Annotated in this window: 19 protein-coding genes; 11 read left to right on the plus strand and 8 right to left on the minus strand. The window is 52.3% G+C overall.

All coding sequences use genetic code 11. The features are described from left to right. Positions 1 to 3: 3 nt before the first annotated feature. Entirely contained in the window at positions 4 to 2,031 is a 2,028-nt protein-coding gene (locus ccrud_RS05890) for a maltotransferase domain-containing protein (protein ID WP_066565288.1), read from the minus strand. Between the two features lie 159 nt (positions 2,032 to 2,190). On the opposite strand from ccrud_RS05890, the gene ccrud_RS05895 reads away from it, so the two are divergent. The 6 genes from ccrud_RS05895 to ccrud_RS05920 all read left to right on the plus strand — a co-directional run bounded on the left by ccrud_RS05895 (position 2,191) and on the right by ccrud_RS05920 (position 8,568). After that, a complete protein-coding gene (locus ccrud_RS05895) occupies positions 2,191 to 3,078 on the plus strand; it encodes an ABC transporter ATP-binding protein (protein WP_074025593.1) in 888 nt (295 codons plus the stop codon). 367 nt (positions 3,079 to 3,445) lie between these two features. Then, positions 3,446 to 4,246: an NUDIX hydrolase gene (locus ccrud_RS05900; RefSeq protein WP_066565289.1), complete on the plus strand. Its 801-nt coding sequence runs from the start codon at positions 3,446 to 3,448 to the stop codon at positions 4,244 to 4,246. 48 nt (positions 4,247 to 4,294) lie between these two features. Next, positions 4,295 to 5,458: a THUMP-like domain-containing protein gene (locus ccrud_RS05905; RefSeq protein WP_066565290.1), complete on the plus strand. Its 1,164-nt coding sequence runs from the start codon at positions 4,295 to 4,297 to the stop codon at positions 5,456 to 5,458. Positions 5,459 to 5,659: 201 nt separating this feature from the next. Further along, positions 5,660 to 6,448 (plus strand): electron transfer flavoprotein subunit beta/FixA family protein, encoded by a 789-nt coding sequence (locus ccrud_RS05910; protein WP_066565291.1) that lies wholly within the window; start codon positions 5,660 to 5,662, stop codon positions 6,446 to 6,448. 30 nt (positions 6,449 to 6,478) lie between these two features. Continuing rightward, positions 6,479 to 7,432 (plus strand): electron transfer flavoprotein subunit alpha/FixB family protein, encoded by a 954-nt coding sequence (locus ccrud_RS05915; protein WP_066565292.1) that lies wholly within the window; start codon positions 6,479 to 6,481, stop codon positions 7,430 to 7,432. A gap of 5 nt (positions 7,433 to 7,437) precedes the next feature. Next, the gene (locus ccrud_RS05920) at positions 7,438 to 8,568 is read left to right on the plus strand and encodes a cysteine desulfurase family protein (RefSeq protein ID WP_066565293.1); all 1,131 of its coding nucleotides are present in this window, start codon (positions 7,438 to 7,440) and stop codon (positions 8,566 to 8,568) included. Here the strand turns inward: ccrud_RS05920 and ccrud_RS05925 are convergent. From ccrud_RS05925 to ccrud_RS05935, 3 genes are all read right to left on the minus strand, one after another. After that, complete coding sequence (locus ccrud_RS05925; protein ID WP_066569619.1) at positions 8,565 to 8,873, minus strand: hypothetical protein; 309 nt, start codon at positions 8,871 to 8,873, stop codon at positions 8,565 to 8,567. The two genes, ccrud_RS05920 and ccrud_RS05925, sit on opposite strands and share 4 nt — an antisense overlap. Positions 8,874 to 9,074: 201 nt before the next feature. Beyond that, a complete protein-coding gene (locus ccrud_RS05930; RefSeq protein ID WP_066565294.1) occupies positions 9,075 to 10,223 on the minus strand; it encodes a type II toxin-antitoxin system HipA family toxin in 1,149 nt (382 codons plus the stop codon). After that, positions 10,220 to 10,441 (minus strand): helix-turn-helix transcriptional regulator, encoded by a 222-nt coding sequence (locus ccrud_RS05935; protein ID WP_245670384.1) that lies wholly within the window; start codon positions 10,439 to 10,441, stop codon positions 10,220 to 10,222. The genes ccrud_RS05930 and ccrud_RS05935 overlap by 4 nt, the downstream gene beginning before the upstream one ends. Before the next feature lie 189 nt (positions 10,442 to 10,630). Between ccrud_RS05935 and ccrud_RS05940 the strand changes: the two genes are divergently transcribed. Then, on the plus strand, positions 10,631 to 11,137 hold the full coding sequence (locus tag ccrud_RS05940; protein WP_066569620.1) for a GNAT family N-acetyltransferase: 507 nt from the start codon (positions 10,631 to 10,633) through the stop codon (positions 11,135 to 11,137). Here the strand turns inward: ccrud_RS05940 and ccrud_RS05945 are convergent. Together ccrud_RS05945 and ccrud_RS05950 are read right to left on the minus strand one after the other, a co-directional pair. After that, entirely contained in the window at positions 11,070 to 12,011 is a 942-nt protein-coding gene (locus ccrud_RS05945) for a spermidine synthase (RefSeq protein ID WP_066565296.1), read from the minus strand. The genes ccrud_RS05940 and ccrud_RS05945 overlap by 68 nt on opposite strands. Positions 12,012 to 12,048: 37 nt before the next feature. After that, a complete protein-coding gene (locus ccrud_RS05950) occupies positions 12,049 to 13,191 on the minus strand; it encodes an AAA family ATPase (RefSeq protein WP_066565297.1) in 1,143 nt (380 codons plus the stop codon). Positions 13,192 to 13,336: 145 nt separating this feature from the next. On the opposite strand from ccrud_RS05950, the gene ccrud_RS05955 reads away from it, so the two are divergent. The 3 genes from ccrud_RS05955 (at position 13,337) to ccrud_RS05965 (ending at position 15,951) form a co-directional block, all read left to right on the plus strand. Further along, the gene (locus ccrud_RS05955) at positions 13,337 to 13,600 is read left to right on the plus strand and encodes a hypothetical protein (RefSeq protein WP_245670385.1); all 264 of its coding nucleotides are present in this window, start codon (positions 13,337 to 13,339) and stop codon (positions 13,598 to 13,600) included. 240 nt (positions 13,601 to 13,840) lie between these two features. Continuing rightward, a complete protein-coding gene (gene mnmA, locus ccrud_RS05960) occupies positions 13,841 to 14,938 on the plus strand; it encodes a tRNA 2-thiouridine(34) synthase MnmA (RefSeq protein ID WP_066565298.1) in 1,098 nt (365 codons plus the stop codon). A gap of 5 nt (positions 14,939 to 14,943) precedes the next feature. Then, positions 14,944 to 15,951 carry a uroporphyrinogen decarboxylase/cobalamine-independent methonine synthase family protein gene (locus ccrud_RS05965; protein ID WP_066565299.1) on the plus strand — a complete coding sequence of 336 codons (1,008 nt, stop codon included), beginning with the start codon at positions 14,944 to 14,946 and terminating at the stop codon, positions 15,949 to 15,951. Between the two features lie 5 nt (positions 15,952 to 15,956). Here ccrud_RS05965 and ccrud_RS05970 read toward each other — a convergent pair whose 3' ends face one another. Next, the gene (locus ccrud_RS05970) at positions 15,957 to 17,420 is read right to left on the minus strand and encodes a DHA2 family efflux MFS transporter permease subunit (protein ID WP_074025427.1); all 1,464 of its coding nucleotides are present in this window, start codon (positions 17,418 to 17,420) and stop codon (positions 15,957 to 15,959) included. Between the two features lie 77 nt (positions 17,421 to 17,497). Further along, positions 17,498 to 18,211: a 3'-5' exonuclease gene (locus ccrud_RS05975; protein WP_066565301.1), complete on the minus strand. Its 714-nt coding sequence runs from the start codon at positions 18,209 to 18,211 to the stop codon at positions 17,498 to 17,500. 158 nt (positions 18,212 to 18,369) lie between these two features. Here ccrud_RS05975 and ligA point away from each other — a divergent pair, with 158 nt between their 5' ends. Further along, entirely contained in the window at positions 18,370 to 20,412 is a 2,043-nt protein-coding gene (ligA, locus tag ccrud_RS05980) for an NAD-dependent DNA ligase LigA (RefSeq protein WP_066565302.1), read from the plus strand. Positions 20,413 to 20,570: the final 158 nt, after the last annotated feature.

Here is a 20,570-nt window from a genome sequence, read left to right on the forward strand (position 1 = left end):
AAACTATGCGCGGTAGGTTTTGATATCGCGCCAGGCTAGACGCTCGCGGCACGCTGCTGGAAGTTCTGGCAGCACGAAGACATGAGCGACATCGCGTAACGGCTCCAAGCGGACAAAATTAGTGTCAGTCCACAGGTAACGGGAACCTGTGATGGCATCGCGGACCTCAAATTGAGCACCCGCTTCAAGGCCAAGAGCTCCAAGATCAAGGCGCACAGTTGCCTCGCGAGCGCTGCGCGGATCAAGGTTAACCACCACGAGCACAGTGTTTCCGGTCAGGGCATCAACCTTGGAGTACGCAAGGATCTGATCGTTATCTGCATCGTGGAAGTGGATATTGCGCAACTGCTGGAGAGCCGGATTCGCGCGACGAACCTGGTTGAGCAGGCCGATATAATCCTCCAAGGAATCTCCACGCTCACGGGCGCCTTCGAAATCACGAGGGCGAAGCTCGTACTTTTCAGAATCCAAATACTCTTCTGAACCTGGCTTCACAGCCTGATGCTCAAATAGCTCGTAGCCGGAGTACACACCCCACACAGGCGACATCGTTGCTGCCAATACGGCGCGAATAGCAAACATCGCGCGTCCACCGTGCTGCAAGGACGCATGCAAAATATCAGGAGTGTTCACAAAGAGGTTTGGACGAGACACATCCGCCATCTGAGCGATTTCAGTGGCAAATTCAGTAAGCTCCTCCTTGGTGACCTTCCACGTGAAGTAGGTGTAGGACTGTGAGAAGCCAATCTTGGCCAAGCCGTAGAGACGAGCTGGACGAGTGAAAGCCTCCGCGAGGAAAATAACCTCAGGGTTGGTTTCGTGGATTGCAGCAATGAGCCACTGCCAGAAATTCGCAGGCTTGGTGTGCGGGTTATCCACACGGAAGGTAGTAACACCTAGATCTACCCAGAACTTCACCACGCGGTAAACCTCCGCATAGATTTTCTCAGGAGCATTATCAAAATTGATTGGGTAAATATCCTGGTACTTCTTAGGCGGATTTTCTGCGTAGGCAATGGTGCCATCAGCTAGAACAGTGAAAAACTCGCGGTGCTCATTTGCCCATGGGTGATCTGGTGCAGCTTGGAGGGCTAAATCAAGAGCAATTTCAAGGTTCAGCTCGCGAGCACGGGCAATCAGAGCCTGGAAATCTTCGACAGAACCTAAACGTGGGTGAGTCGCATCATGTCCACCATCGTTGGAACCAATAGCCCAAGGAGATCCGACATCATGTGATTCAGGAGTAAGAGTGTTGTTGCGTCCCTTGCGGTTGACTTCACCGATGGGGTGAATCGGAGGGAAATAAACGGTATCGAAACCCATTTTGGCAACCCGTTCCAACGCCTGGGCAGTGGTAGCGAAAGTGCCGTGGACGGGGGTACCTGAATCATCCCAGCCGCCAGTCGAACGAGGGAAAAGTTCGTACCAAGAGTTAACTAAAGCATCCCGGCGCTCTACGCGAACCTGCAGATTTTCACCCATGGTGACCAATTGGCGCAACGGGTTGAGCTCTAGAAGCTGAGTAACATCTGACCGCAGTGCTGGGGCGAGTCGTGCGCGTACATCGCCGCCGCGACGCAGTGAGGAGGCGACATCGAAAAGCGTGGTTCGATCTTCTCTGGGCAAATCCGCTGCAGCCTCTTCGAAAAGCTGGGCGCCGTGCTCAAAGTCGTTGTACAACTCCTCAGAACCCTGACCGGCTTCAATCTTGGTGGTTATCGCATGACGCCAAGTAGCCAGTGGATCCGACCACGCATCCACACGAAATGTCCAATCACCTGGGACATCAGGAACGAAAAACGCATTAGCCTGATCCTGATTATGTGGGGTAGGGCGCATATGAATCTGAATAGGCTCTGCAGCCACCGAAGAATCATCTGGACCATGCACATTTAATGTCGCCGCGATGGCGTCATGGCCTTCACGCCAGACCACCGCAGACACAGGGACAATTTCACCCACTACTGCTTTTGCTGGATTTCCATCCAAAATCCGGGGACGAACATCATCGATTCCGAGACGGCCAGTCACAGTTTTCTCCTCAACATGCGGTGTGAAGTGCGGGTAAGCGCACACAAGCTTAAAGATCTTCTATACAGACACACTGGCAAACGCGCCGGGGGTATGTCTCCTAACGAAAGCTTAATGGAGCTGTGTCACTTCCACACGGAAGCGGAGAAATCAGTCAAGATAGGAGGTGTGACTAACACCTTTAATAACTCCGCTCCTGCCCCTATTCCAGCTGTTGGCCTGGAACCGGAAGACTTCAATGAAGATCTACTCATCGATTTTCAAGGAGTGTTCTTCAAACGAGACGGACGAAACCTCGTCGGCCCCCTTGATTGGCAAGTTGAGCTGGACGAGCGTTGGGTAATTATCGGACCTAATGGTGCCGGAAAAACCACCTTGATTCGCATGGCTGCGGCTGAGGAATTCCCTTCTGGCGGTCACGCTCGCCTCATGGGAGAAAAAATCGGCAAAACTGACATGCGTGATCTACGCTCCATGATCGGTGTGAGCTCTTCCGCATTAGGCAACCGCATCCCAGGTGAGGAAAAAGTATCCGACCTCGTTATTTCTGCAGGATATGCCATTTTAGGTCGCTGGCGCGAAGAATACAGCGAAATGGATTTTGGCCAAGCAACCGAGATCCTAGAACAAGTTGGCGCCATGCACTTAGCAGACCGCACCTGGGGCACTCTTTCCGAAGGCGAGCGCAAACGTGTCCTCGTTGCACGCGCTTTGATGACAAACCCAGAACTACTCATCCTTGATGAACCAACCGCCGGAATGGACCTTGGTGGACGTGAAGATCTCGTTGGTTACCTCGGCGAACTCGCCATGGATCCTGACGCACCCGCCATCGTGATGATCACTCACCACGTAGAAGAAATTCCTGCCGGTTTCACCCATGCCATGCTGCTGGACGAAGGCGGAGTCGTGGCACAGGGACTGATTAACACCGTGATGACCAATGAGAATCTATCCAAGGCCTTCCACCAGCCCATTCAGGTAGACCGCATTGGAGAGCGTTACTTTGCTCGCAGGGTGCGTACAGCTAGAAGCCACAGGGCTTAACCCGCTGGGATCGTTGGGGGTAAGTTCGACTTCGCATAAACGACTTCTCAGGAGCGACTTCTTATGTTCAACTTCTTAACAACGACTTCACTAGGAAATTTTGAAAAATCGTACTGAAGTCGAACCTGAGAAGTCGCTCCTGAGAAGTCGACCGCGTGAAGTCGAACTTGAGAAAGCTCCCAGCCCCTGCCTCAAATCCTTAACCCACGTACCAAATCTACGCACTGCAGATTCAAGTAATGAGGATTAGATCACACATTTTCGTGCGGACTGGGCACAGAATCCATAGACTAGGTCACAGAAGTTTTAGTGTGGAATTGCTTCACGCGAGGCTTTAACAAGCTTTACAGAAAGTCAGGGTGCAGCAATGGTGATGCAGGGCATTGGTGGAAGGAGACTAGCCGCAACGGTGCTGCTAGTTCGGGATAGGATCATCAATGGACAGTCTGATGTAGAGGTCTACATTCAGGAGCGTGTGTCAACCATGGCAAACTTTCCTCGTGCCACTGTGTTTCCAGGCGGGGGAGTAGATTCTCGAGATTTTGCGGATGGGCATGGGAAAGAAGTGTGGAGGGGGCCTAGTGCCGAGGACTGGGCTCTTCGTTTGGGTGTGGAACCGCATGTAGCTTATGCCTTGGTTTTTGCTGCCATTCGGGAGCTTTTTGAAGAAGCTGGAACGCTGCTTGCTGAATATACGGATGGTTCTGGTTTGGTGAAAGATACCAGCCATTTTCATGATTACCGTGCGCAGTTGGAAACTCATGAAATTTCACTCACGGATATGTTGCAAAAAGAAAACCTTGCCATTCGTAGTGATCTGATTGTCCCTTTTGCCAGGTGGGTGAGCCCAGAGGGCAATAAGGGGCAGTTTGATACTTTTTCTTTTATCGCCGAAGAACCAGAGGGGCAATGGGTTGATGGAGATACTTCTGAGGCTTCTTCAACTGGCTATTTCCCGGCACGGCTCATTCTTGATGGGTGGCGCGCCGGGTTGCTCAGGTTAGTTATTCCGACCTGGGCTTCGCTGTTTGAGCTCTCACAATTTCGTACTGTGGCGCAGCTCATGGAGTTCACGGAAAATATTACAGTCGAGCCGATGTTTAATGAGGCTATTGATAATCCTCGGTATGCGGAGTTCTATCAAGCATTGCGGAAAGAACGGTTCTAACTTACCCGTTATATGTGCTAACTCTGATGTGTGGTTTAAGGTTCAGTCATGAGTTTTAGTGCAGATGAGGTGCGTTTCCTGGCACAGGCAGAACAGGAAATCGTTGAGGCTACCGTCAATCTTGACCTCAATAAGAAGACCATGATTTCCGATGTGGCCAGGCTCCGCAAGCACTTTGGTGATTGCGGTCGGGCTGTTGCAGAACTAGCAGCAGCTCGGCGCAGCGCGGAGGGGAAGCTGCCGCAGCAGTGGCTGATGTGTCAGGAATCGGCTCAGCAAACTACCCCGCCAGCAATTTCAGCCGAACGCGCCCGCAGGCTTCACACTGCTTTAGGTAGCAACGCTGTGGTCCATGATGTCACCTGTTCTATCGGTACCGAAGGGCATGAAATCATTGGAGCTGGCTTGCGCTATTTGGGCTCAGATCTAGATCATTCACGCCTGCTGATGGCTGCACATAACCTCAAAGGCCAGAAAGCATTAGTATTCCGCGCCGATGCGCTGACACCAGCCAGCACCGGCGCCAATGTCATCATTGCGGACCCCGCCAGACGTAGCGGGGGCAAGCGCATTACCAATCCGGCTCAGCTCCTGCCGCCCCTGCCTTCGCTTCTCGACGCCTGGAGCAACCAACCAATCGCCGTCAAATGCGCACCCGGACTAGATTTCTCCGAATGGTCCGGACTGGTCAGTGTGGCAAGCGTAGAGGGCGGAGTAAAAGAAGCCTGCCTCTATAGCGCAGATCTCAGCGATGGCGAGACCCGAGAAGCCGTCATCATCAAAGACGGACACGTAGACCGCGTGACTGATCTCTTAGACGATGCCCCAGAACAAAACCTTGCCGCAGCACCAGGAGAGTTCATCATTGACCCAGACGGTGCCATCGTGCGCGCCGGGTTGGTGCGCCACTATGCGGTACGGGAACAGTTGTGGATGTTGGATGAGCGTATTGCTTATCTCACCGGCAATAGGATCCCTGCTGGAACCAGTGGTTTTCCTTTCCTGGAAGAAGTGCCGTTGAAGAAACTGAAATCTGCCATGGCTGCTCATGGTGCAGGTTCGGTGGAGATTTTGGTCCGTGGCGTGGATGTGGATCCAGATCAGCTGCGTAAAAAATTACAGTTGAAGGGCACTAAAGCAATGTCGGTGGTGATCACTCGCATTGGTAGTCGGGGAGTGGCACTGGTGTGTGGGCCACGCCAATGGGCATAAGCATCATTAATAAAATGACCTCCAGAATTGTGCACAGCGCACTGAATTGCTTAGTCTAGAGTTTATAGACTGATTAGTCTGCCGCCGTGGATTCGCAGAGATACTAAGGGCCGACGGTAGTGGGCGTCGAAAAGCAATGGGCGAAGCCCGCGTATTATGGGCGGGCAACGCCAAAAATCGTGAATTGAAAGGTGAGTGTGGATGTCCACAATCGTGGTTCTGGTTAAAAATGTTCCAGACACCTGGTCTAAGAGGACTCTAGAAGCTGATTTCACCATGGACCGTGAAAGTGTGGATCGGGTCCTGGATGAGATTAATGAGTTTGCCCTTGAGCAGGCACTGCGCTTGCGGGAATCCAATCCGGATGCCGCTTACCGCGTTGTTGCTCTCAGTGCGGGCCCAGCTGGCGGAGAGGAAGCATTGCGTAAGGCTTTGTCGATGGGTGCGGATGAAGCCGTTCATCTTAGCGATGATGCTCTAGCAGGATCCGATCTTTTGGGCACTGCATGGGCGTTGAATAACGCTATCAACACCATTCCAGACGTGGCACTTATCGTGACTGGCTCTGCTTCTTCTGATGGTGCGATGGGTGCGCTGCCAGGCGTGTTGGCGGAATACCGCCAGGTTCCTGCGCTGAGCAATCTCTCTGCGCTAAAGATTGATGGCTCTGTTATCACTGCCACCCGCATTGATAACCGCGGCACTTATGAACTTCAAGCTGCGGCTCCAGCGGTTGTATCTATCTCCGATAAGGCTGATAAGCCACGTTTCCCTAATTTCAAGGGCATCATGGCAGCGAAGAAAGCTGAGATTAAAAAGCTCACTTTGGCTGAGATCGGTGTTACTCCAGAGCAGGTCGGTTTGGCGCACGCGGCCACTGCGGTGACTTCTGCAGCGGATCGTCCAGAGCGTGTTCAAGGTGATGTCATTGGCGGATCCGGAGCTGCGCAAAAGATTGCTGATTTCCTCGCTTCTGAAAACCTGATCTAGCCACTATCTTCACAAAGGGGAACATTTACCATGTCTATTTCTTATGTGCTGGTTGAGCAGCTAGATGGCCGCCCAGAACCAGTAACTCTTGAACTGATCACCGCTGCTCGTACACTCGGCGATGTCATTGCTGTTGTTGTTGGCGAGCCAGGTGCGGGCGCTGCTGTCGCTGCAGAACTTGGCACTTGGGGTGCTGCTCAGGTCGTTTCTGCTGAAGCTGCTGGTGCTTCCAACCGACTGATCTTGCCTGCAGTAGATGCACTGCACATGCTTGCAGCTAACAACCCAGGGCCAATCGTTATCGCAGCAACTGCGAGCGGTAATGAAATTGCAGGCCGTCTGGCTGCACGTTTGGCCTCTGGTGTGCTCACTGATGTTGTGGGCATTAATGCTGATCGCACTGCTCAGCAGTCCATTTTCGGCGATACCATCCAGGTTGCCGCAGCAGTTGGTGGCGCAGCTCCGCTGTACACCCTGCGCCCAGGTGCTGTTGAGGGCGTTGCTGTTGCTGCCGCTGGTGCTGTGGCAGTCATGGAAATTCCAGGTGCCACCGCGAAGGATGTCACCATCACTTCCTTCACCCCAAGCACCCAGAGTGCGCGACCAGAATTGCCTCAGGCAAAGGTTGTTATCGCCGGTGGTCGTGGTGTGGGAAGCGAAGAAAACTTCCGCAGCCTTGTCGAACCACTTGCTGATGCTCTTGGCGGCGCTGTTGGCGCTACCCGTGACGCAGTTGATTTGGGCTATTACCCAGGCGAATACCAGGTTGGCCAAACTGGTGTGACTGTCTCCCCAGATCTCTACATCGGTCTTGGCGTTTCTGGCGCAATTCAGCACACATCTGGAATGCAGACCGCAAAGAAGGTTATTGTGATCAATAACGATGAGGACGCGCCAATTTTCCAGATCGCGGACCTTGGCGTTGTCGGTGACCTCTTTGAGATCGCTCCACAGCTCATCGAAGAGATCAACAAACGCAAGTAGGAGTTTTGGACACTTTTTATCTGGACCATGCAGCCACCACACCGATGCGTGAGGTGGCCGCAGCCGCATGGATGGAACATGCACAGGCACTAAACCCAGCGAGCCAATATGGTTCGGGGCGTAAAGCACGCAGCGTTGCGGATTCTGCTCGCGAAGAGATTGCTTCTTTGCTGGGCTGCGAACCGATTGAGGTTGTGTTCACCGCGTCCGGTACTGAGGCGGATAACCTCGCTGTACAGGGTTTATATCAGGCATCACCGCTTAATCGGATCGTTTCAACTCCGATTGAGCACCCTGGAATTCTAGAAACCGTCAATGCTCTAGCTCTGGGTGGGGCAGAGATGGATTTGTTGCCGATTGGTCCAGATGGTCGAGTGTCTTCTTTGGCAGCGCTGGAGATACCTGCTGCTGTTGCCACGATGATGTGGGCAAACAATGAAACCGGTGCAATTCAACCGGTTGCGGAGTTTATCGCTGCAGCGCAAGCTTCTGGCACACCGACCCACATCGATGCGGTTCAGGTGGTGGGCCATTTGCCGGTTAATTTTGCGGAACTCGGCGCCACTACCTTGGCGGCATCCGCGCATAAATTCGGTGGACCCCGTGGCGTCGGTTTGTTACTAGCCAGGCGCTCACCAGCACCGTCTGCAGTCTTGCACGGCGGTGGCCAAGAACGCGGCATCCGCCCCGGCACCTTAGATGTTGCCGGCGCAGCTGCCACCGCAGCCGCATTGCGCGAAGCAGTGGCAGAGCTTGAGAGCGAAGCCACCCGCCTGAGCGGTCTTAAAAAGACGCTTCTCGACGCCATTCTCCAGCGCATCCCCAACGTCCTAGTCCACACCACCGAACCAGCACTGCCAGGTCACTTGCACCTGTCTTTCCCTGGGGCGGAGGGCGATAGCCTGATCATGCTGCTTGATTCTTTGCGGATTGAAGCATCGACTGGTTCGGCCTGTTCCAATGGCGTGAACCGTGCCAGCCACGTGTTATTGGCCATGGGGATTACCGAAACTGATGCTCGCGGTGCCATTCGATTCACCTTGGGCAGAACAACCACGCAAGAATCAATCGAGGCAGTACTTGCTGTGATTGAAGATGTGGTGACTAGAGCTCGCACTGCTGGAATGGCTTTTTAACGGCCATATATCTGGTAGTGCAGGTCTGTTGCAATCGGACAGAGTAGCTGCTGATGCGACAGTGTCACAGTGTGGCACTCACCCACATAAGGTGTGCCGGTGGAAAGAATGACCGCACCAAAAAATCCCTGCAAAAGCACTGTTTCTTGAGCACGGTTAAGTCCAGTGGAAGTCATGGTAGGTCCAGCGGGATCCACCATGTCATTGGCCGGGAAATTAGAAGAAGCTGCTTGAGCAGTTGGGGCGAAAAGAACAGAGCCTGCAATAGTAGCTGCAGCAATGGTGGATAAGTATTTTTTGATCATTGTGAAGACCTTAATGGCCTTTGTGGGGTCTTTCAGCGCAATGTGAGGTTTTTGAAAACCAGCCCATATGACCAAGAATCTAAATTTTCGGAGTTTCTTGGTCATATGGGCTGGTTTCGATCTTTGCTAACCAAACTAGTCGACCGAGGAAGACTTGGATAGAGGGTTTTCGGTCACCTGGTTTGGTCCGTGAACACCAAATTAGATTCCCCAAGCGCTTCGACGGTGTTTGAGAACTCTAGTGAGGTCTCGAATTACCCGTGTATCAAAAGTTCCTGAAGCAAGAATTGTTTCGGCAGCGTTTTCTGTAGCCAACAGCGCCGCGTGTGCAACCGACGTGGCAGTTTTTTCTGGTAGACCGATGGATGCACAGAATTTTAAGAACTTCTTTTGGCTGAGATCCTTTTTGGATCCTTGGATTTCTAAGGCCATTGTGGTGTCGCCGTACACTGCGGTGGAGGGAATGTCATAGATCGGGCTGACCTCGAATCCGCGGCCCTTGTTGATGATGGAGATATTTTTGGCATGAAGATCGCCATTGCCGCTGAGCCAAGCGACTGCGATTTGGAAGGCAAGATTGCGCATCGCAAAGATTGGGGAAGCACACACTGTGGTGAGAGCCTGCGCGATTTCCTCATAGCTCACTGAATACTTATCTGCTGGCCAGATGCCCAGAACTTGTCCTGCATCCTCGACTGGGATTTTGCCCTGGGGTGTGCGATCAAAGCGGTGGACTAGGAGACCGGACCTACCGTGTTTATCACGGAGGACCTCGATTTTAGAAAGCCCAATGCGAAGCTTATTCTGGGCCAACAATTGATAGCATGCTGCTTCGTTTTCTACTAAAAAAGGATATTCAGGCGGGGAGAGTTTCAAGATGGTATCGCTTGCAACTGGGACGGCGATGGTACGTGCAGAGGCTTTGTCTTGGACGCCAGCGAGTGCGACGGGATCAGCGATTCCAGACTCGTTTAGCGCAGCTGAGAAATCGAGATCTTTATCAAACTGAACTGTGGGTTGTGCAGGCTGTGGATTCTCACCATGGTGGAAAATTGATACTGCACCAACGGGGTCAGCGCCAACGGCTAGAAGGAGGGAAAGTTCATCATCGGCAGAAGCCTTGATGTTTCTTCGGAGTGAACTTAAGCGACGACCTTCGGGGAGCAGTCCAGCGAAAAATGGTGGGATTGCCCCGGAGCGAGTAATTACGGGTGCAGAACTGATGGGCAGGGACGTGGCAATCGGAGGGCCTGTGTAATCATTTGCGTAAAAAAATGTGGTTTTGTCGCCGTCACGAGTGAAATGAGCAGCCAGGGTGTCTTGGAACCAAATATCGGCGATGCGGGTCATTGATTAACCTTGAGTGGATCATGAATTCCTACGGAAAGCTCGAGTCCAAGGATGCTAAGAACATCGATTACTTTGTCTAAGCGGACGGTAGTTTTCCCTTTTTCGACATCGCGGATGAATCGTTCGGAAACCCCTGCCAAGTCTGCGAGTTCTCCTTGCCTAAGACCGAGTTCTTTACGGCCGTGGAGTAGTGCCCTTCCGATCTCTTCTGCTTTCATGTACATCTCCTGGATCCAATTTTCGGCATGATCGTGCCGTTTTCCGTAGTATACAAGTATATTTGAGCTTCAACAATAAAAATCGGCATGATCGTGCCGGAAATGATGAATGTGTGGGTGCGGACTAGGGTTGGAGAGGTGAAGCGGTACGATCATGCCGGTTTTATTTTGTTGGTATTCTCGGATTTTATGACTACATTCCACATTCGGGCAGAAGAAGCACACGATATCAGTGCGATTTATGATGTCACCGAAGCGGCCTTTATGGGAATTGAGCATTCGGATGGCGCAGAGCAAGATCTCGTCGATAAGCTTCGTGCGGCAAAGGCGCTGAGCCTTTCCCTTGTCGCTGAAGCTGAAGGCGAAGTTATTGGCCATATTGCCGCCTCCGAGGTGCTGATCGGCGGTGGTGCGCACGGCTGGTTCGGCATTGGACCAGTGAGCGTGCGTCCAGATCGTCAGCAGCAGGGCGTCGGCATTGCGCTCATGGGCAGTGCTTTGGATCAGCTTCGTGCAGAAAGTGCTGCCGGCGTCGTGCTCTTGGGCGATCCGGGCTATTATCGACGCTTCGGTTTTGAGGTCGTGCCCGGCCTTGTCTATCCGCATGCACCAGCCGAGTACTTCATGGCTATATGCCTGAATGCTCCGGAGTTTCCGCAGGGGATTGTGGAGTATCATTCGGCGTTTGGTGGGTAGCCACCTCATCGTGATTAGGCTGCGCACCTGAGGCGAATTTCCGCACCCAATCCTCATCTTTGTATTGAGCCGGAACGCCACCGCCAAGCAGCTCCCGAGTAATCGCAGAAGCCTCGATGCTGGTAGAGCTAAAGAACTCAGTATCCGAACCCATTAAAATGATATTTCCGTAGCGTCTGCCTTTAAGCATTGGCGGATCTGCGATCACAGCAACATGTTGGAAAACCTCCATCATACCGGCCAGTTCTGCCTTGGCACCGCGCAAATCAGAATGATCACCACAGTTGGCTACATAAAGCCCACCTGGTGCTAAACCACGGTGGCAGTGCTGGAAAAACTCCACCGTGGTGAAATTCTGCGGAGTAACAGCGCCCGCAAACACATCACGAATAATGACATCCCGGCTTTCAGGCGCGAAAGACTCAGCGACTACGCGAGCATCATCCACTCGAATTTTCACCCGTGGGGCACGCGGAATATCAAACCATTCACGAGCTAAACGCGCGAGCTCTGCATCCAATTCCACAACAGTATTGCGCGATTGTGGGTAGACATCCGCAAAATACCGTGCCATCGTGCATGCGCCACCGCCGAGGTGAGTAATGCGAAGCTTGGACGCATCCTGATGGGCATCAATAAACGCACGTGCACCGGTAGCGATCCACCGCATGTACTCAAATTCCAATGCCTGTGGCTCACCCATCACGATATGTGAGCTGGGCACCCCATTGACACTGATCAGCCAACCATCGGCGGTATAGGAATCTGCCTCCAATTCAATGACAGAGTATTCCCCTTCATAGGTGCCAGCGATGGGAACATTGGCAGCTTGTTGGGAACGAGATGGTTCAGACTTATTTTTCTTGCGGGCCACGAAAAAACTTTCTTGGGTTGGTAGGGGATTGGGGGTCTTAAGCTATGGGGCGGTGTTGCGGGCTGCTCAGTAGATGCTCGCGCATATAAGGCAGTGTGAAGTTGAGATAACCGTATTTTGGAACCTCCACTAAACCTCTACTTAAAAGTTGCTTTCTCTGCATTGACAAGGCATTGGGCTTGACATTCATGAGGTGTGCGATGTTACCGGTGGATACCATCTCGCCATCGGTAGAGAGCTGGGCGATCGCGTACAAAATATGCAGCTCTCCATCGGGAACATGATGCAAACTAGGCTCATGGACTTGCATACCCATGCGTCGAATAACTTCAGCGCGAACAGCCTCAACCTGGGTTGCCTGGATTGTATCGGAATTATCAAGGGTACTTTGCGCCCAGGCTAGGGAACCGGTCAGCTGCATAGAGTAGGGATAGCCCTTGCTGATATCTGCTGCGAGTTCGGCTGCATCCGAAGCCATCTGACGCTGGCCTTCAGCAGTGGTCTCAATAAACATATTCACCGAGTCCTGGTAGCTCACAGGATTAAGTAGGATGCGCTCGGCTCTGCGGATAAAAGTGGTGCCCTCATGCTGGAGCAATCTATCAATGCCTTCGGGAAGACCAGCTGCCACAAGGGCGATATCAAAATCATCACGCAGGAGATCTTGAACTGCCGTGGCCAAGATGTGTAGTTGTTCTACATCAGCGCTTTGGAGTTCATCAAGAGTGATTAGGATTCCAGAACCATGTTTTTGCAGAGTGGTGGCGAGTTCGCGCAGCCGCGAAATCAGCGTCGGGGTGGGGTCTTTTTTGGTGGGATCCGCGATGGTCGTGACTGCAGCGATTCCTGAAATTGAGACGCTGCTGAGCATTCGTTTGGATTGGGGTCCATCTAGCTTTTGGAGTGCCTCTGGGATTGCGGAGTTCATGAGTGCTTGAACCATTGAGTTATCCGGGTAGGCACGCAGTGTGATCCAGCCTTGAGATGAAGCGGCATCTTCAAACTCATTTAATAAGACGGTTTTACCCATGCCGCGAGAACCGGAAATAAGGAGCGCTCGGAAAGGGCTGCCGGGACCTTCTGCGAGGCCAAGCTTGAATGACTGAAGAAGCGAGTCGCGGCCTGCAAGTATGGTGGGGGAAACGCCGAAAGTTGGGCGGAATGGATTGCGAGCTGACATAAAGGCACCTTTCCTGGCTAGATTTTAGATCTTTTAGAAGTCTAGCGTGAATTTAGATCTGTTAGAACCTTTGTTGTGGGTTAGATCCTTTAGAACTTTCTATGCCAGTGGATGGATAACGCCCATGAATGTGAGAATCAAGGCAATGAGTGCACAAACGGAGTATGTGGAGCAACTTTATGTATTTTCCACAACTCAACAAGCGCAAGAGATTTCTGCGGAACTGTCGAATGAGTTTTTAAAAGAAAATCCTGGCATTTTAAACCATGAAATATCGGTACAGCACTCAGTAGAAGACCCATATGAAGTCGAAAAAAGCTGGGTTGACATAGCGTTGATATTCACGATCGCACAATATCGCTCATTGAATACAGCTTCACGGTCAATTCCAGTGAAAACAAAGACGTAGATGAACTAGGTATGAGCATTTATGCGGTTATCCGAGTGCTCATTAAGAAACATTCGGCGGTGGAATACTTCAGCATGTTTATGCGCGCATCGGATTTAGGGGAAGAGTGAATCATAAACCTTGTCCCTAGGGAAATCTCCCTAATTAAAAGAAATTCGGGATTTCGGGAACATGCGGATACGCTACGGTGTTGAGATTAATTAAATAAACATGGGTAGAAAGCTTTGTAGAGGGGAGATCATGCGGGTTCTTGCAGCAATGAGTGGAGGCGTTGATTCTGCCGTCGCAGCATCACGTGCTGTCGCGGCAGGTCATGAGGTGGTTGGCGTGCATTTGGCACTGTCGCAGGATCCACAAACGGTGCGAGAATCCTCGCGTGGTTGCTGTTCCCTGGAAGATTCCGCTGATGCGCGTCGCGTATGCGATAAATTGGGTATCCCATTTTATGTGTGGGATTTCTCGGATCGTTTCAAAGAAGATGTTATTGACAACTTCATTGACTCCTATGCAATTGGTGAAACCCCAAACCCATGCTTGCGCTGCAATGAGAAAATCAAGTTTGCGGCCTTGCTTGAGCGTGGAATCGCCCTTGGTTTCGATGCTGTCGTTACCGGCCACTACGCACGTTTAACGCAGCCAGCTGATGGCGGAGATGGCTACTTGCGTCGCGGAGTTGATCCCAACAAGGATCAGTCTTACGTGCTTGGTGTGCTTGGCGCTCATGAGATCGAGCACTGCATGTTCCCAGTCGGCGATACCATCAAGCCTGAAATCCGTGAAGAGGCCAGTGCTGCAGGTTTCTCTGTGGCAAAGAAGCCAGACTCCTACGACATTTGCTTCATTCCGGATGGCAACACCCAGGCGTTCTTGGGCAAGCACATCGGTATGCGTCCGGGCATGATCGTGGATCAGGAAGGCACGCAGCTCCGTGAGCACGCTGGTGTCCATGAATTCACCATTGGTCAGCGCAAGGGCCTTGACATTAAGGCTCCAGCAGCCGATGGTCGTCCACGTTACGTCACCGATATTGATGCCAAGACCGGCACCGTCACCGTTGGTACTCGCGAAAACCTAAAGATCAGCACCATCCACGCCGATCGTTTGAAGTTCCTCCATCCAGCGATGGACGGACAGATCGATTGCGAAGTCCAGGTCCGCGCACACGGTGGAGTAGTTTCCTGCTCTGCGACGATTGATCGTGACGCTGATTTCATGGTGCTTAACCTCAAGGAACCTCTTCAGGGTGTTGCTCGCGGCCAGGCAGCAGTGCTGTACCTGCCTGACGCGGATGGTGACATCGTTCTTGGATCAGGCACCATCTGCCACACGGAGTCTTAAGAAAATTGGGCGCTTATGGTTTAGGTGAGCTTCCTGGAAAATCCGCCGCGGAAGCCGCCGACATTATTCAGGGTGAAACGGGCGATCTTCTCCATATTCCTCAGCTTCCGGCGCGAGGTTTGGGTGCTGATCTGATCGGTCGAACCGTCGGTCTGCTGGACATGATCAACGTTGATCGCGGGGCCCGATCTTGGGTGATGAGCACACGCCCCAGCAGATTGACGCACCTGACCGGCGATTTCCTGGACATGGATTTGGATGCGTGCGAGGAAACCTGGGGAACGGGCGTCGACAAGCTAAAAATCCAAGTTGCTGGTCCCTGGACTTTAGGTGCGCGCATTGAGCTGGTCAATGGGCACCGCGTTCTTACCGATCGCGGTGCGATGCGCGATCTCACGCAAGCGCTAATCGCGGGCATTGACACCCATGCACGCGAGGTTGCGCGGAGATTCCGCGCCGAAGTGCAAGTACAAATTGATGAGCCGGAGCTGCGTTCGCTTATCGACGGATCCCTCCCCGGTACTTCCACTTTCGATATCATCCGTCCCGTCAACATCGCTGATATCAATGAGCGTTTGCAGCAGGTCTTTAGCTCAATCGAGGGGATGACTTACCTCAACCTCACGGACCAGATTCCTTCGTGGGAGGTGGCCCGAGGTGCTGGTGCTCGTACCGTTCAGGTATCGATGGATAAAGTTCGCGGCAATGAACACCTCGATGGATTTGGCGAGACGATTACTTCAGGTATCCGCCTTGGCTTAGGCGTGACAAGCAGCAGTGATGTTGTGGATGAATTGTTAGAGCGTCCTCGTGAAAAAGCTGTTGAGGTGGCTCGCTTCTTTGATCGTTTGGGCGTGAATCGAAGCTATCTCGTGGATGACATTGATATCCATCCGCGTGGATCCTTGGCGGAGGGCACTGCAGCTGCCACCACTATCACGCAAGCAGCCCAGGCCTACCGGATGGCGCATGTGATGGCAGGGATGCTGGCTAAAGATTCTGGTGATCTTTAAAACCTCTAAGATTTCTTTACTGCGGACTTAGTCTGTGCGGTATTGCTGGCCATTAGTGAGGCCACAATGCCGATGATAAGAACGGCTGCAGCGAGTAGGAGTGCTTGGCCAAAAGCAGCACCTTCGGCACCTGTGGCAAGGCGAATTTGCATTACAGCACCAATCGCAGCAGCGCCGATGACAGAGCCTAGTTGCCTCGTGGTGTTGAAGACTCCAGAGCCTGCACCCATAAACTTAGGTGGTAAATCGCGCATGGTGGATGTGGAGTTAGGTGCCCACACAAAGGCATTACCAATACCCAATAACGTCATTGCAACAAGTGCCCAGACTAGACCCAAGTCAAAAATCATGGTCAGTGCGAGCCCTAAAATAGAAAGAGCTACAGCGCTAAAACCAAGGGCTGCAAGCCTGCCGGGGTTGGAACGATCAACAAGTTTGCCTACATATGGTGACAGCACGGCAGCCATGAGAGCTTGGGGAACCATCATGAATCCAGCTTCCATGGCATTCATTCCATGAGCCTGCTGGAAGTACAACATGATCGGCAATGGTGTGCCTGCCACAGTAAATCCCATGGCAACAATGCAGATATTGCCGAGGCTGAAGTTCCGTGATTTAAAGATCTGCAGTGGAACCAGGGGATCATTTCCAGATTTCTCCGCACGGCTTTGTTGGAAGATAAACCACGCAAAAAGAACAACCGCTGCAATGATCATGATCCAAATCCACGCAGCCCATCCCGCGCTTTCTCCTTGTTGAAAAGCAAAGACGAGGAAGAAGACCGCTGCAATGGATAACACAATGGACAGGGGATCCAGTGGGCGAGTGAGTGGAGGGAACTCAGGCACAAACTTTAAGACTGCAATTACGGAGAGCACACCGATGGGCAGATTGATATAGAAGACCCATTGCCAGCCCCAGTTCTCTGTGATGACACCACCCAAGATTGGACCTGCAAGCGATGCTAAACCAGCGGTGGAACCCCATACGCCCAGAGCTGCGCCGCGGCGCTCAAAAGCGAAGATTCGGTTGATAGTAGCCATGGTTTGCGGCGTTAATAATGCGGCACCTAAGCCTTGGACACCACGGGCAATGATCAACGTCAACATGTCAGGTGCCAGACCACAAGCAAGTGAGCTCAAGGTGAAAATAATCATGCCAGTGACATAGACATTCTTGGGTCCGTATTTATCGCCCAACCGACCAGTCACCAACAGTGGAACCGCGAAGGTCAGCAGATAAATCGAGGTAACCCAAATGACTTCGTTATAGGAAGCACCCATGTCTGCCTGCAGCGCTGGCGTGGACACTGCCACGATGGTTTGATCCAACAGGATCATAAAGAACCCGATGCACAGAGCAATCAGTGCTGGCCATGCCTGCTTTTCTGGAAGTGGCATGGCTGGGTATGCTTTGGGTGCAGTTTCTAGAGCCTCCTGTGAGGAGAGATTCTGCTTGTTGTCAGACACGTTGAGTTTTCCTTCACACGCGTGGATGGTGGTGGCTCGAGAAAAGGGAAAGTACTTGGCGGGAAAGCAGCTGGGCGCTAAGCAGTTGGTCCTGTTTGTACAGGCCAGGAGGTATTTACATCAGAGCCGTCTTTGCCTTGGCCAATGAGGTATTTTTGGAAGTTCTTTTGCTGCTCGTAGTACTTCACTGCTTGAAATTCCATGAGCTCTTCACCGGTCATGGAGGTGAGCTCTGGCCACATACGGGCCTGCTTCCACGCAATACGTGCTGCAGCGAGTGCATCTGAGGTGGCTTCGTGAGCGTTGCCCAGCTGTACCTCATAATGAGCACACATATCAGTCAGGGTGCGCTTTCCCTTGCGGTAGCGATCCTTAATCTTGTCAATGACAAACGGATCATAAACCAAGCCATCGATGGTGAAGCTTGGATCGTGGCTGCGCAGTACGGTTAGATCATAAGACGCATTGAACACAATCACCGCGAGGCCAGCTTCCCACCCGGCGCGCAACCTTGCGATTGTTTCATTGAGGACTTCTGCGTGGGGTTGACCGTTGGCGCGAGCATATTCGGTGGTGATGCCGTGGACTGCGGTGGCGCCTTCGGGAATCTCAATGCCTGGATCAGCGAGGAGTTCTAGAGGTTCTGCGCCCTTGCTGGTGATGGTCACCATGGCTGAGGTGACGATGCGGGTGTCCAAGGGATTGACTCCGGTGGTCTCCAGATCGAAGGAGAGCATTTTGGCAGGATCAAAGCTCGGTACTGCAGTAGAGGCGTTGTTTTGTTGGTTCATGGTTTCTAACCCTAATAGTCGTATGCGACAGCGGGTGCCCCCGGTAGCTTTTTATGGGGTGTGTTTATAGAAAGTCGGTGTTCATAACTGGGCCTGTTTTGCCTGAACATCTGTGCGAAGAGTGTTCGTGTCGGCCCCAAAGGTTAGAATCGGGAACCGTGACTGAAGATAATGCTCAATTGCGTAGAACGTGGAATGAACTGGCCGAACAGGTTCGATATCACCGTGATCGTTATTACAACGAACAGCCGGAGATCACGGATGCTGATTTTGATGCGCTTTTCAAGCAGCTTCAGCAGTTGGAGGAAGATCATCCGGAGCTGGCTGTACCGGATAGCCCAACGATGGTTGTTGGTGCTCCAGTGGCGGAGCAGTCTAGCTTTGACAATGTTGAGCACCTAGAGCGCATGCTCAGCTTGGACAATGTTTTTGATGAGCAGGAGCTGCGTGACTGGTTGGCCAGAACTCCTGCCAAGCAGTACTTAACTGAGTTGAAAATCGATGGTCTGTCTATTGATTTGGTGTATCGAAACGGTCAGCTGGAGCGTGCCGCTACTCGTGGTGATGGTCGGGTCGGCGAGGACATCACGGTGAATGCTCGCGTGATTGAAGATATCCCGCATGAACTGAAAGGCACTGAGGAATATCCAGTGCCGGCAGTATTGGAAATCCGCGGTGAAGTTTTTATCACGGTGGAGGATTTCCCAGAGGTTAATGCACAGCGTATCGCCGATGGTGGAAAGCCGTTTGCTAATCCACGCAATGCTGCGGCTGGTTCTTTACGTCAGAAAAATGTGGAGGATGTCAAGAAACGTCGTCTGCGAATGATTAGCCACGGACTTGGTTTTGCTGAAGGTTTTAATCCTGTATCGCAGCATGATGCGTATTTGGCGTTGGCTGCGTGGGGTCTGCCTACATCGTCATACACAGAGGCTGTCACGGATCCAGAAGAAGTGGTGAAAAAGGTCAGCTATTGGGCTGATCATCGCCACGATGCGTTGCATGAGATGGACGGCCTGGTGATCAAGGTCGATGATATTGCTTCGCAGCGTGCGTTGGGCTCTACGAGCCGTGCGCCGCGTTGGGCTATTGCGTATAAGTATCCTCCAGAGGAAGTCACCACCAAGCTGATAGATATTCAGGTTGGTGTGGGCAGAACTGGTCGCGTGACCCCATTTGCCGTGATGGAGCCTGTGCTGGTTGCAGGTTCTACTGTGTCTATGGCAACGCTGCACAACCAGAGCGAAGTGAAACGCAAGGGTGTGTTGATCGGTGACACCGTGGTCATTCGTAAAGCCGGCGAGGTTATTCCCGAGGTTCTAGGACCTGTCGTGGAGCTACGTGATGGCACTGAGCGGGAATATATTTTCCCAACACTATGCCCAGAATGTGGTACTCGTTTGGCTCCGGCGAAGGTTGATGATGTGGATTGGCGCTGCCCCAATAATCAAAGCTGCCCAGGTCAGTTGTCCACTCGCTTGACCTATCTTGGTGGCCGTGGAGCTTTTGATATTGAAGCATTGGGCGAAAAGGGTGCGGAGGATCTTATCCGCACGGGCATTTTGGCTGATGAGTCTGGCCTATTTGACCTCACTGAAGAGGACCTGCTGCGCTCCAAGGTATACACCACCAACGCCGGCAAGGTAAACGCCAGCGGCAAGAAATTGCTGGATAACCTCCAAAAGTCCAAGAGCACTGATCTGTGGCGCGTCCTCGTTGCGCTGTCGATCAGGCACGTAGGTCCCACCGCAGCGCGCGCCCTTGCAGGTCGCTACCATTCCATCCAGGCGCTTATCGACGCTCCCCTCGAGGAACTCTCCGACACCGATGGTGTGGGCACGATCATTGCCCAGTCGTTCAAAGACTGGTTTGAGATTGAGTGGCATCAAGCAATCGTGGAGAAGTGGGCAGCAGCCGGTGTCACGATGGAAGAAGAAGTAGGGGAGGTGGCTGAACAAACTCTCGAAGGTCTCACCATCGTGGTCACTGGAGGTTTGGAAGGATTTACGAGGGATTCTGTCAAAGAAGCCATTATCTCTCGTGGTGGAAAAGCATCCGGATCTGTCTCTAAGAAAACTGACTATGTCGTCGTTGGCGAGAATGCAGGTTCTAAGGCGACAAAGGCGGAAGAACTGGGATTGCGTATTTTGGACGAAGAAGGATTTGTTCGTTTGCTTGCCACCGGATCGGCTGATGAGTAATTAAAAATTCCCCAAGGAAAAATATCCTTGGGGAATTTTTTATGCCAGACCAAGCGACCAGCACTGTGCTAAAAAGTAGCGGCTTAGAGATTGCGCGGATAGGGTGTGAAGGTGGGGTAATGAAATAAAGCAGACACGAGGCCTGATAGATATGAATT

The organism is Corynebacterium crudilactis, from assembly GCF_001643015.1.
Lineage (GTDB): Bacteria > Actinomycetota > Actinomycetes > Mycobacteriales > Mycobacteriaceae > Corynebacterium > Corynebacterium crudilactis.

Coding starts and splice junctions, on each gene's coding strand:
- ccrud_RS05930 (WP_066565294.1), bottom strand. CDS start 10,223: ATGACCCGCATCGCCGATATTTGGTTCCAAGACACCCTGGCTGCTCAT.
- ccrud_RS05915 (WP_066565292.1), top strand. CDS start 6,479: ATGTCTATTTCTTATGTGCTGGTTGAGCAGCTAGATGGCCGCCCAGAA.
- ccrud_RS05975 (WP_066565301.1), bottom strand. CDS start 18,211: ATGAACCAACAAAACAACGCCTCTACTGCAGTACCGAGCTTTGATCCT.
- ccrud_RS05905 (WP_066565290.1), top strand. CDS start 4,295: ATGAGTTTTAGTGCAGATGAGGTGCGTTTCCTGGCACAGGCAGAACAG.
- ccrud_RS05950 (WP_066565297.1), bottom strand. CDS start 13,191: ATGTCAGCTCGCAATCCATTCCGCCCAACTTTCGGCGTTTCCCCCACC.
- ccrud_RS05935 (WP_245670384.1), bottom strand. CDS start 10,441: ATGAAAGCAGAAGAGATCGGAAGGGCACTACTCCACGGCCGTAAAGAA.
- ccrud_RS05955 (WP_245670385.1), top strand. CDS start 13,337: ATGAGTGCACAAACGGAGTATGTGGAGCAACTTTATGTATTTTCCACA.
- ccrud_RS05925 (WP_066569619.1), bottom strand. CDS start 8,873: ATGATCAAAAAATACTTATCCACCATTGCTGCAGCTACTATTGCAGGC.
- mnmA (WP_066565298.1), top strand. CDS start 13,841: ATGCGGGTTCTTGCAGCAATGAGTGGAGGCGTTGATTCTGCCGTCGCA.
- ccrud_RS05940 (WP_066569620.1), top strand. CDS start 10,631: ATGACTACATTCCACATTCGGGCAGAAGAAGCACACGATATCAGTGCG.
- ccrud_RS05910 (WP_066565291.1), top strand. CDS start 5,660: ATGTCCACAATCGTGGTTCTGGTTAAAAATGTTCCAGACACCTGGTCT.
- ccrud_RS05900 (WP_066565289.1), top strand. CDS start 3,446: ATGGTGATGCAGGGCATTGGTGGAAGGAGACTAGCCGCAACGGTGCTG.